Source organism: Larkinella fluvii (genome assembly GCF_051857545.1).
Lineage (GTDB): Bacteria > Bacteroidota > Bacteroidia > Cytophagales > Spirosomataceae > Larkinella.
Genome location: NZ_JBPZHB010000003.1, coordinates 216,427 through 227,967, shown reverse-complemented (window position 1 = coordinate 227,967; position 11,541 = coordinate 216,427). Strand labels below are relative to the sequence as shown.

Below are 11,541 nucleotides of genomic sequence, written 5' to 3'. Positions count from 1 at the left end.
ATTCCGTTGATGCTTAAAAAGTAACAAAACCACAAAATTGATTTTACGCTGAACCAGACGCATTACTCCACCAGCACAAAAGCCGCCCACTTGAAAGGTTCCTTTGGATACCGGCTCCGCATCTGGCCTTGGGCATAGTCATAGGCTGCGGGAACAGAGCCTTTTTCGAGTAAATTTTGGTAAAACAGGGTCATGTATTCCGCGGTTTCTTTGTCAGACACCCGCCACAGGCTCATCAGCAGATACCGCGCTCCGGCCATTTTCACAGCCCGTTGCAGGCCATAAACGCCCTCACTGCCCTTCACCTGCCCCAGCCCCGTTTCGCAGGCACTCAGCACCACCAGTTCGGTGCCACGCAGGTTCAGATTCGACAGTTCGTAAGCCGTCAGAATTCCGTCATCGACGCCCTCGATGGGGGTGCCTCCTTTCCAGACGTAGTTGGCTCCGGCCATCACCAGCCCCGACCGCAACAACGGATTCTCCGAAAACTGAAACCGGTTGCGTTCGTCACTAACGAGCGCTATTCCGTCGGCTTTGGGTTTGGGCAGATCGGGAAAGAAAAAACCGTGGGTGGCAATGTGCAGGATTTTCGGCGAGTGACCCGACAACGCTTTTACACTGCCTTCCGTAGCAGTTTCTTTGGTTAGGTAAGTAGTTTGAGTAGCGGGCAGTATCCGGCGCAGGTTATCCACTTCGGCCTGGGTGCCGGGCAAATAATCCCAGGTGCCGGAGCGGGTCGCTTCGCGCAGGGCCAGTCGTTGTTGCACCTCCTTCAGACGGGTCTGCCGAACCAGCCCCACACTGTCGGCATCGTAGGTAATGCCGCCGTAGAGACTGGTTTTGAGGGTATTTTTAGCCAGCGGCTGCTCGGTTTGGGCTGTACGCAGGGCTACCACGCGGGTGCTGCCCACCTGCCGAATCTGGAAGCGATCGGCCATGCGCTGGCTGGTGTCGGCGGGGTTGGGCAGGGCTGCCAGCGCAATCTGGTGCAGTCGTCCGGCGGGGGAGACAAATACGGTTTTGACGCCCTGTAAGAGGGAATCGAGCGGTTGCCAGATGAGTCGCGAAAGGGCGAGTCCTTTTCCTAATTGAGCGCTACCGTTGCCGGTTTCGGCCACACCGCCCCGGTACAACCCATTGATGTCGGAAGGAGATGCGGTTCCGGCAGTGAGCAATTGATCAAATTGTCTTTGCTCGCCCAGAAACACGAACTTGGGTTGGGTGTAACCGGGTCGCAGCACCAGAGCGGCATAAAGGGTGCTGTCGGTCGGGCGTTTATGGTAATATCGAAAGGAAACGAACTCGATGGCAGCTTCATCGGGTTTGAGAGCTTGCTGAATCTGGGGCCATTCTATGCGCAAGGAAGTGAAGGCCTGGCCGTATTCGGGCAAACGCAAAACGAGTTGCTGCTCTAAGTCGGCGGCTTTACGCTGGAGCGAATCTACGCCCTGTTGCTTGGTTAAGGTTAGTGTGAGCTGGCGGTTTAGAATTATTTTGGTACTTCTGAGTTGACTATCAATACGGATGGTTACACTGTCTTTGGTTTGAGTGAGGAGAGTATTCAGTAATTGAGAAGCCATTAGGCCCATGCCTTTGCTAAGTAGGGCGTCGTTATAATTTTGTCCGAGTAGAACCGTATTCTTTTTAGGTGATTCAAATCCGAGGGAGTAAACCGCTTCTGAAAAATCAAGTTTTTCTTGAAACTGAACCAATCCTGACTCATTGAGCATATATACGTTTTGAAGAAGCTGAACTTTATATCGCTGCTGTGCTTCTAAAATCATTGGGATCGCTAGCTCGTATTGTTCCATTGATTTATATACCAATGCCAAACGAAGGAGCGAACTAATGTAAGTTGGATGAGCCCTATCTACTGCTTTTTCAAGAATATTTTTCGACTCTTCAAAATTTATTCTTGCTTTTTCAAATTCACCTAACATAACATACGAAGTACCTATAATTCTCAATGTCTCAGCGTAAAGCGGATGGCCCTTACCCACCACTTTTACAATAATAGGAAGGGCCTCTTTCAATACAGGCACGGTTTCTTCGTAATAACCATAGGCTTGAAATAACATAACAAATTTTATCAGCGCTAATGTGTACTGAAAACTATTGGACAGATCGGGTATGTTTTTTGCGAGTGTGCGAAAATCCTCAAAAAGATGCAACGATTCATCATCTTGCCCCATGTATCCTTGCAGTAAGCCCAAATCTGCTAGCACCATAGCATAGTCAGGATGTAATTTACTTAACGCTCTTTCCCTAATCGTTAAACATTCCTTTAAAATTGGAATAGCTTTTTCATTCTGACCGATGATTTGATAAAAATCAGCCAAATTAAACAGCACATCAGCATACCTATTACTTAATTTCCCTAATGAGGTTTCAACAATAGATAAGGATTCCAGATAAAATGGCAAAACTTTCTCATATTGTCCCATCTCTACGTGCATCTTCGCCAAATTAAACAGCGAAACTGCATAGTTGATATGATTTTGCCCAAGTTTACTTTTAATAATTATCCGGGCATTTTCGTAGAGATCTGTTGCTTTTTCAAATTGATACGTCTTGACATAAATGCCGGCCAGATTACCCATTGCACTAGCCAAAACAAGGCTGTCTTTTCCCGCTACGCGCTTCACAATAGCCAGAGATTCTTCTGCTAATCCGATCCCTTTCTTATAATTATCCAGGTTAACGTTTATTACAGCTACTAAATTCAGGGTAGTGGCATAGTCAATATGCTCCTTGCCAAAATTTTTATATCTGATTTCTAACGCTTCCGTCGCGAACGTCAGCGCTTCTTGATATTGACCCATACTCCGGGCGAGCGCAGCTATATTTGTCAGGATCATCGCGTAATTCGGATGAAGTTTTCCCGACAGTTGCTCCTGAATTTTCAGAGACTCTTTATACAATGGCAAAGCTTTGTTAAACTGTCCGGTTTGCTCATACGATAAAGCGAGGTTATTTAGATCAGCGGCATAGTCAGCATTCATCTTACCAACTGTTCTAAGACGGACATCCAGAATTTTCTCAGCGACGGGTACTGCGCTCAAGAAGAGACGCCTGTTTACTAAAGTGGTTAATTGCGAGGTTAGCGTATCCAAATCCACGCGTCGTCCCTTTTCAAACCAGAATTTATGATTTACACCATCTTTATTCCAAACTTGTGCCAGCCCTTCCATTAACCCATTTTTATAGGAAATAACTGAACTCGGACCACCACTGGGATACCAGGTGTAGGTAGTGTCTTGTTCTTTCTTCAAGTAAATAGTTGAAAGTCTGCTCCGGTTTCCATTCGGATAATACCAGATACAAATCCCCTCCATTATTTCCTCTGGGATTATTTGAACCATTTTCCCTTCCCACTGCTTTGAACCAGAACGGTAAAAATCACGGGTTATACCGATGGGCTTGCCCGCTTTGTTAAAAGAAATTAGACGATAATAAGCGATACTGTCCGGCAGAGCTGTTTCTTTCCAGGTTTTCGTATAAGTAATAACCCAATTACCTACACGTTGTCCAGCAGCATTACGCAAATTTGGAGCAGATGGAATGGGCGGGTCAATCTGAGCCTGCACCAGCAGCGGTAGCAACAAAAAAAATAGTCCGAATCGACCTGACAGAGAAAGTGTTGGCATACAAACAGGAATTTCATCTATATTCGCTAATTCGGTGAAATAGTAACATCAAAACCCGTTTTTTTTTGATCCGCCATTCTTTTCTGCCGCTCCGAGCCTGGCTGCTGCTTTTACTTGCCCCGCTGGGGATGCTCCCTGCCCTGGCGCAGTCGGCAGAGGCTCTGCAACGGGAGGGCAACGCCATCTACCGCACCGAGCCTGCCAAAGCCCTCCGGCTCTTCGGGCAAGCGCGGCAACTGGCGCTCCGGCACAAACAAGCCGACCTTGCCGCCAACATCCGCGTGGACGAAGCCACGGTGTATAACGTGATGTACGACAACTACCAGCAGTCGACCACGATTTGCCGGGCCGGTCTTCAACTTAGCCCGCTGGCCGACAGTACCCGGTTTAAACTCTGGGCCAGCTTAGGCGAGTTGTACCACCGGCGCGACCGACCTGACTCGCTTGCCTGGTTCTGGCAACGCGCCGATGCCCTTCTAACGACCCGCCCAGCCCTCGAACGCGAAACCCGGACGCATGTGGCGGCTTTCTGGGGAAACCGGGGTGCTACGTATATGGAGCAGGGCGATTACCAACAGGCGGAGCGATGCTTTCAGAAACGACTATTATTGCTGGGTAGCCTAAATACCCCAGCCCGTTTGGCCATTGCTGAAAATCAGTTCGCACTTTTTTACCGGCAGGTCGGTCAGTCTATTCGTGCTGACTCACTCTTTAGAGCCTCGCTACGACATTACACCGCTCCGGATCTCACGCGCGGATGGCTACTCCTGGGCCTGATTGAGTGTCGATTACACCAAAAGCGAACCGATTCGATCTTGCTGTTCGTGCGTGAAGCGAAGCAATGCGTACGACGGGCGGGAGCCGATGGAGCCGAACTGGCTGTTTACCTCAATCAGTCGCTGGGTAAGTACTGGGAACAAAAAAACCAGCTAGTCAGGGCAAAGGGTTTGTTTGCCCAGTCGTTGATAATGAGCCAACGGCTGGAGGCATCGTACCGGTTACTGTGGCGTGGTCTGATGGCGATGAGTCGGATTGCTCGGCAGCAGAACGACCTGCCCGGCGCACTGGCTTTTGCCCAGCGGGCTATCCAGCAGGCCAGCATCCGGTTTCAAAGCACCAACCTGAGCCAGAATCCCGCCCCCGGTGATTTTTTAAATGGACCTGACCTCTTCGAATCGCTCTGTCAGAAAGCCCGCTTGCTCCGATCGGCGGGAGAAATACCCAACCACCTGCACCTGGCCGACCAAACTTTCGAGCGGGCCTTCGCCCTCAGCGAGTTGTTGCAGGGGTCCTACAGTTCGGAAGTGACTAAATTATTTGTGCAGGAAAAACTCCGCCCAGCCTACCGCGAAGCCGTCGCCGTCGCCTACGCCCGTTACCGACAGCAGCCCGGCCCCGCCACACTCGCAACCTTGTTGCACCGGCAGGAACAGGGCAACGCGTCGGTTTTGCACGAACTGTTCCAAACATTGCAAAAACCGTATGCAAACGCGCCCTCGCACCTGATTGAAGCCCTGCAACAGACCAAAAGCCGGTTATCGGAAGCCAAAACCGCCTGGGTCGAACGCAATCAGGCGGGTATACCGCAATCCATTGATCCTGATCTGGTCAACGCCGAACTGGCCTGGAGCCGCGCCTACCAGAAACTCCAGCCTTACAACCGCCATGCTCTGGCCAAGCCCCTTGAACTGCCAAAATTACAAAGCCGCCTGGATCGCCAAACCGCCATCTTACAGTACAGCCTCACGCCCGACTCGCTGCTGCTGACGGTGGTGAAGGCAAACTCGGTTCGGGTGCAAATGTTGCCCATTAGCGGAGCCGACCTGAACCGGCTAAGTGGCCTCCTCCGGCGCGAAGCCTACCGCAATCCCGACCCGTTTCAGTATGCCGGTCAGGCCACAGCGCGGGCCTTGTTCGAGGGGCTGCTGGGTCCCGTCTGGACGGATTTACAAGGCATCAGCCGATTGATGATCGTGCGCGACGGGCCATTGCACTACGTTCCCTTCGAGGTGCTGGAAACGGGCCTTCGGCCTGATGACTACCTGCTGCGCCATGCTGCCATCACCTATGCGTACGCGATGAACCGGGTAGCCGAAGGCCAGGGATCTCCCCCGGAAGGGAATCCATCGGTGTTGAGTATGGCGCCATTTGCCGTAACAAAAACCGCCCTGGCAACCGTTCGGCAATGGGGCTACGAACCCCTGGCGGGGTCAGATGTTGAAGCCGAGGTGTTGTCGGGAACCCATTCAACGGCAAACAACGCCAGCAAAAGCACTTTTCTGGCCCTGCTTCCCCAGCACCAGTTGCTGCACCTGGCCACCCATGCCGAAGCCAGCGATACCGACCCCGGTAATTCCAACATCGCGTTTTTCCCCGCCGATTCGTCGCACCGGCTCTATGCCCACGAACTGGATTTACTGGATTTGCGGCACATCCGGTTGGCGGTGCTGAGTGCCTGCCGCACCGGAAGCGGCCAATTCCACGAGGGCGAAGGACTCCTGAGCCTCAGCCGGGCTTTCGCTTCTGCCGGTTGCCCGCAGGTGATCACCTCGCTCTGGAATGCCAACGACGGTACCACGGCGACCCTGACACGACTGTTTTATGAAGAACTCCGGCGCGGCCAACCGACGGATGTAGCCTTGCAACAGGCCAAGCTCCGGTTTCTGACGATGCAGGCGACGGCCGGCGCATTTACCCCACCGCATTTTTGGGCTCACCTGATCCTGATGGGCAACCACCAGCCCGTTTACCCCGGCCCGTCCGGGTGGCCCTGGGGCTGGCTGGGGATGGGCATTACGGTTTTTCTGGGTTTTGTTACGTATATACTGTATCGTTACTATCGATTACGCTAAGGTGCCAGTTTTTTCCAGCGAATTTGCCACCAGACCTTCCAGCGATCGGTTCGATTGATGGGATACACCGGCTCCCCTGACTGGTCGAGCAACTGAAACGTCGCATCGGCATTGTCGGGCTGGTTGTTCAGAAGATACGCGTTCAGCAGGTGCCACTGCACCGCCTGCCGGAAATACGGCCGCAGGCTGTCGGCCCGCGACAGCGTCTCCAGCGAGGGAATGGCCATTTCGGGTTGTCCGTTGGCCAGAAACGCCTGCGCATCGAAAAAGTCGCGGTAAAACGCCCGCTGCCGGGAGGTCAGGTCGGTCTCCTGCAAATCGTCGCCCGACGCCCGGTAGCGTTGGGTCAGCGTCACGTCGTCGCGGTAGCTTTGCAGATCAACCCGGTCGAAAGTCAGGTAAGCCAGTCCCAACCCGATCAAAACCATCCCGCTCACCACGACCCGCCCCAGCCGCCACCGGCGGAGTGGCCGACGATGCGCCAATTCGTGCCGGACGGTTTTCCGAACGGTATGTTCCAAACTTAAGATCCGCAGGGCCTGGTCGGCAGTTTGCAGCCGCAGGGCGGTTTCCCGGAAGTCGGCATCGCGGGCCAGTTCCTGTTCAAAAACCAGCCGCTCGGCAGTCGGTAATTTGTTCTGGTAGTAGGCTTCGATCCATTCCCATTGTTGTACTTGATCGGTTGGTCGCATAACAGATGTGGTTTGTAGGGAGCGGGCCGAAGCCCATGCTCCTGGTGTTTTTAGTCAATCATCCGTTCGGTATCAGAACGGTTTGGGTACGGGCAAATCACTCAGCCCGACCGTTTTTTTTGCGCAGGATTTCACCCAGCCGCAGCATACAGCGGTATTTCCGCACTTTAGCCGCTTCCATCGTGATCTCCAGCAGGCGGGCAATTTCCTCCATGGAATAGCCCTCCCAGTAAAAAAGTTTGAGTAACCGCTGGCAGGCCTGACCCAGCCGCGCCAGAGCCTCTTCCAGATCGGAGAGCTTAGGGTGCTCGGTCAATCCGTCATCGGTTCGTAAATCCTTGAGATCGCCCGGTACGACAACCGACCGCTTTTGCAGCGTTCTCAACCATTTATTCCGCACAATGCTGGCTGAATACGCATCCAACGGTATACCGTGCCGAACCTGATAACTGCCCGAGCGGATCTGCTGCCAAACGGCCACCACCGTGTCCTGCACCACATCATCGATATCCGAATGGGTTCCACTATTGCCCAGCACAATCCGCCGGGCAATCACTTTGACCCGCCGGGTCAACTGGCGGATCGCACCGGCCAATTGGCGCGATTCGTCTGAGCAAAGGTCTTCGTAGAGCTTTTGGTCCTGGCTGGTCATGCGGAAGCGGATCAGGTTTCATACCCATATTCCGCAATTGCCGAGGAATGTAACATTTTTTTCAGGTGGGTTGTGATTTTTTTTTCGGAGCCGGGCATACACCCTTGAAACCCTGCTTCGAAAGCTTTTAGCGGACGTCCCGGAGCCGGTTTTCACCAACCAATAAACGACCCGTGAAAGGGTTACCACTATGCAAAAGAAAGCCACAGCTTCGGCTATGGGCTGGCTGGGCATGTGCGGATTGGTGGTGATGCTGGCGATGAGTGCCTGCGAATCGGTGGCGGTTGAACCCGCTCCGGCCGAAACGCAGCCCACTGTCCGCGTGACTTCCGCCGACGACGCACCTGAGCGGCCGACCAGACCACCAGGAAAATAACGGCCAGCCGCCTGGACGGTAAAAACCAGCCGCCACGTTACGGGAGTGTAATATGGCGGCTTTTTCTTTACTTTGTGGCTTAATCGTTCCCGTTCCTGATGGCTGCCCCCCCGCGTACTCCCGACGACCACAACGTATACCATTCACAGATAGAACCGGTTATTACCCAAACGCTGGTGACGGACTTTTCCTACCTCCCAGAAACTGCTATCGACCTGATTACGGGCAAGACGCTTGAGACGGCGCTCCACATCCGGCGCGTGGCCACCAAACAGCGGCTGCACCAGGCCGCTTTTGCACAACGGCTGACCCGGGAGCAGGCGCAGATCTGGCTGGCCATACACGGTACGCCCCGAAAAAAAGCGGAAGCCATGAACCAGATTATGGCCGAAAATCAAGCCACCGTCCAGCGGTTTTTAAGTGCGTATACCTTTCGAACCACCGACCAGGAACAAGAGGTTCTGAACGACAGTTTCAAAGTATTTTTTGAGATGATCGCCAACCAAAAACCGGTGATGGCCCTCATCTCAACCGTGGTGAAAGGAATTGCCCGGTATAAGGCACTAAAACAATTGGGCATCAATCGAAAAGATTCATGGCAATGGCTAGAAACAACCTATGAATCGGATGGAGACGACGACATCGGAACTTTCGACTACCCCGTCCCACCCGATGACAGTCAGGAACCAGACAGTGTCGATCTTCACCTGCGATTAGAAGAGATTCATCTGGAAAAAACAGCTCCGGGACGGCCCGATGAGGAAAGACCCATCCTCAAACGAATTGACTATACACAACTCCAGCGCTCCATTGCTGACTGTTTCAAGCAGTTACAGGAGCGACGGCAATTGTTGCTGCGGCTCAAATACGCCTTCTGGAAAGGCTACGATAAAGGCCTGCTGAGCGACGAAGACATAGACAGTAGTTTCGACAAATTAACCATGGAACAAATTGCCGCAATGGCCGGCTACAAGGACGCCCACACCGCCAGTGTACGCCTGAAAGAAACCCGGCAAAAGATTTATGATTGCCTGAAAAGCAAACTTAACATGACCCCTTCAGCCCAATGATTACGGACGAAAATAAATGGACCTTTATCGAGGCATTCCTGGCCGGAAAACTCGATGCGTCGGCGCAGGCCCTGGTTCGGCAGAAGATAGACGAGGATCCGGTTTTTCGAACCGATGTGCTGATTCAACAGGCGCTTAACCGCGAAATCGAAGCGCAGAAACAGGCCGAAGACCGCGAAATCGTAGCTCAGTTCATGGCGAACCGGCCGAAGCGAGGCATCGTGAAGCCGCTGCCGATACCGATTTGGAGACAAACCTGGTTCCGGGCCGCAGCCGTCCTCGTTCTGGTGGTGGGCTTAGGCTGGCTGGCCTACAACAACCGCGCTCCGGAAATGCTGGCGGTTGAAATTCCGTATGACCAACGGGACTTTGGGATGGCAACTGACAGCTCAGTTAACCGAACGACTTTTTCGGTTGAATTCAACAGCCGGGGGCCGTCGGGGGGCGAATACAGCAGCGGTGAAGGCCGTATCCAGCTTTTCCTGCCTGAGCTGCCTGCCGATGCAAAACAATGGATTCTGAGCGATCGGCGTGAGGGCGACTATTTGCTCAGAACGCCCCAGGGAAAATCCTACCAGCTTGATAAACAAACCTCTGGCGAACGAAAACCGCTTTTACCGATTAATTAGTTTCGGCCGCCACCCAGCCCGCCAGCCGACTGTCGCGGTATTCCAGAAAAAGCCACCGTTTGGCACTCCGAAATCCGTAGAAAACCGTGTTCCGGGCACCGGCGATAACGGTCGCCGGTGCCCCATACCGTTTTAGCTGACTGGCCGGACTACCGATGGCGAATCCTTTCAGCGCCAGTCGGCTGCTTTTCAAGACCCGGTGCATCCGCACTGTCGGCGACGAATTCCTGGTTGGCTCGTCGGCAATCGGCAGCAAGTAGCTGGTCAGCGAGTCGGTTCGGGCGATCCGGGCGGCCTTTGAAACGCCGGGGAGTTGTTCCATCGGCGGAAGTTTGGGCAAATTCTTCGGATCTGGCCAGGCCGGAATGGGCGTCTGTTTCTCCGATTTTGCATCCCGGTCCCGAACGAAGCCGTCCAGCCACTGTTTCCAGCCGGGTTGCAGGCCTTTTTCAAAATACGACAGATTTTCGGCTGCCCGAAAAGCCCCCTGTGTTACCGCCAGCTTGAACGACTTCCTGGCTTCGTCAGTCTGACCGAGGTCGGCCTGAACGATGCCCAACATCAGATGGGCATTGGCCGACAGCGGTTTCTGCAAATTGGCCAGCGTTTGCCGGGCCTCGCCGGAATTGTTGAGCAGATACTCCGCAATGGACAGGTTGAGCCCGGCCGTCTGGTGCGTGGGTTGTTCCGACAAAGCGATTCGGAAAAGGGTCCGGGCTTCGGTCAACAGTTGCCGAAACGGCAATGAGCGATCGCGTCGCAGCACGGTCAGCAGCCGGTTATCGCTATCGAATTCGACCGGAAATTTAAACCGTAGCCGGGGATTTTCCGTTTTTAGAGGCATCAGGGCCAGCGCCTGATTGAGTTTGATTGCTCCCAGATTGTTGCGCGTTGCAGCACTCGGATACCGTTTGATTAACCCGACAAAAGCATTACTGGCGGATTCATAATCACGCAAAAGGTAACTGATTTCGCCGACCTCGAACAGTTGGGCCAGTTCCCGTACCCGGTCGGTGGTGTCGGCCACCATTTTTAAGCGTTGCTGCTTGCTGAGATACCCCGTCAATTGACCGGGTACGAAAGCGTCGTAAAACCGGGTATAGACTTCCGGGGCCAGTGAAAAAGCATCGTAACCCGACAGATAAGCCATAAATACCCCCGAACGATCGGCGAGGGCTTCCTGATTTTCGAACGAATTGGGGTTGCTGTTTGGCACTTCCAACGGCGAAAAGAATTCTTTTTTACTGCCATGCCGATACTGAAAATGACCCAGTTCATGTCCCAGCAAACAGGCCAGTGCGGCATCGGCATCGGCACCAAAGCCCCCGCAGAGCGACAGCACATCGTCACCCAGTTCGATTCGGGTCGGATTGTCGGGTCGGTATCTCAACCGGCCTTCGACACCGGTTTGTCGCCGTGGCAGGAGTTTCAGCACGGGCGCATCGGGCGGATTGCCAATGGTCCGGAGCAGCCGGGCATAAACGCGGTGCATCAAAACCGTTTGATCGACCGGTTTTTTCGGGGGTGATACGGGAAAAAGCAGGCTAACTGCCAGTACAAAGTGCATGAAAAAGGGCTGGCCCATGTGACAACGGTTTTTTTTCGGCGAACCTGTTACATTTC

8 protein-coding genes are annotated in these 11,541 nt (G+C 53.5%); 4 read left to right on the top strand and 4 right to left on the bottom strand.

The window, feature by feature from the left end; all coding sequences use genetic code 11:
* Window positions 1–62: 62 nt before the first annotated feature.
* Complete coding sequence (locus tag ACS5NO_RS08405; RefSeq protein WP_439414722.1) at window positions 63–3,647, bottom strand: tetratricopeptide repeat protein; 3,585 nt, start codon at window positions 3,645–3,647, stop codon at window positions 63–65.
* Between the two features lie 65 nt (window positions 3,648–3,712).
* On the opposite strand from ACS5NO_RS08405, the gene ACS5NO_RS08400 reads away from it, so the two are divergent.
* Entirely contained in the window at window positions 3,713–6,499 is a 2,787-nt protein-coding gene (locus ACS5NO_RS08400; RefSeq protein WP_439414721.1) for a CHAT domain-containing protein, read from the top strand.
* On the opposite strand, the gene ACS5NO_RS08395 is transcribed toward ACS5NO_RS08400, so the two are convergent.
* Window positions 6,496–7,191, bottom strand: a complete 696-nt coding sequence (locus tag ACS5NO_RS08395; protein WP_439414720.1) for a hypothetical protein — start codon at window positions 7,189–7,191, stop codon at window positions 6,496–6,498. The genes ACS5NO_RS08400 and ACS5NO_RS08395 overlap by 4 nt on opposite strands.
* Window positions 7,192–7,288: 97 nt before the next feature.
* The gene (locus ACS5NO_RS08390) at window positions 7,289–7,843 is read right to left on the bottom strand and encodes an RNA polymerase sigma factor (RefSeq protein WP_439414719.1); all 555 of its coding nucleotides are present in this window, start codon (window positions 7,841–7,843) and stop codon (window positions 7,289–7,291) included.
* A gap of 190 nt (window positions 7,844–8,033) precedes the next feature.
* Here ACS5NO_RS08390 and ACS5NO_RS08385 point away from each other — a divergent pair, with 190 nt between their 5' ends.
* The 3 genes from ACS5NO_RS08385 to ACS5NO_RS08375 all read left to right on the top strand — a co-directional run bounded on the left by ACS5NO_RS08385 (window position 8,034) and on the right by ACS5NO_RS08375 (window position 9,918).
* On the top strand, window positions 8,034–8,219 hold the full coding sequence (locus ACS5NO_RS08385) for a hypothetical protein (protein WP_439414718.1): 186 nt from the start codon (window positions 8,034–8,036) through the stop codon (window positions 8,217–8,219).
* Between the two features lie 98 nt (window positions 8,220–8,317).
* Window positions 8,318–9,289 (top strand): hypothetical protein, encoded by a 972-nt coding sequence (locus tag ACS5NO_RS08380; protein ID WP_439414717.1) that lies wholly within the window; start codon window positions 8,318–8,320, stop codon window positions 9,287–9,289.
* Window positions 9,286–9,918, top strand: coding sequence for a hypothetical protein (locus ACS5NO_RS08375; RefSeq protein WP_439414716.1), 633 nt, complete (start codon window positions 9,286–9,288; stop codon window positions 9,916–9,918). Before ACS5NO_RS08380 ends, ACS5NO_RS08375 begins: the two co-directional genes overlap by 4 nt.
* Here the strand turns inward: ACS5NO_RS08375 and ACS5NO_RS08370 are convergent.
* The gene (locus ACS5NO_RS08370; RefSeq protein WP_439414715.1) at window positions 9,911–11,503 is read right to left on the bottom strand and encodes a tetratricopeptide repeat protein; all 1,593 of its coding nucleotides are present in this window, start codon (window positions 11,501–11,503) and stop codon (window positions 9,911–9,913) included. The two genes, ACS5NO_RS08375 and ACS5NO_RS08370, sit on opposite strands and share 8 nt — an antisense overlap.
* Window positions 11,504–11,541: the final 38 nt, after the last annotated feature.

Excerpts from the sequence above, each read along its gene's own strand:
- ACS5NO_RS08405 (WP_439414722.1), bottom strand. The coding sequence starts at position 3,647 with ATGCCAACACTTTCTCTGTCAGGTCGATTCGGACTATTTTTTTTGTTG.
- ACS5NO_RS08395 (WP_439414720.1), bottom strand. The coding sequence starts at position 7,191 with ATGCGACCAACCGATCAAGTACAACAATGGGAATGGATCGAAGCCTAC.
- ACS5NO_RS08390 (WP_439414719.1), bottom strand. The coding sequence starts at position 7,843 with ATGACCAGCCAGGACCAAAAGCTCTACGAAGACCTTTGCTCAGACGAA.
- ACS5NO_RS08385 (WP_439414718.1), top strand. The coding sequence starts at position 8,034 with ATGCAAAAGAAAGCCACAGCTTCGGCTATGGGCTGGCTGGGCATGTGC.
- ACS5NO_RS08380 (WP_439414717.1), top strand. The coding sequence starts at position 8,318 with ATGGCTGCCCCCCCGCGTACTCCCGACGACCACAACGTATACCATTCA.
- ACS5NO_RS08375 (WP_439414716.1), top strand. The coding sequence starts at position 9,286 with ATGATTACGGACGAAAATAAATGGACCTTTATCGAGGCATTCCTGGCC.
- ACS5NO_RS08370 (WP_439414715.1), bottom strand. The coding sequence starts at position 11,503 with ATGGGCCAGCCCTTTTTCATGCACTTTGTACTGGCAGTTAGCCTGCTT.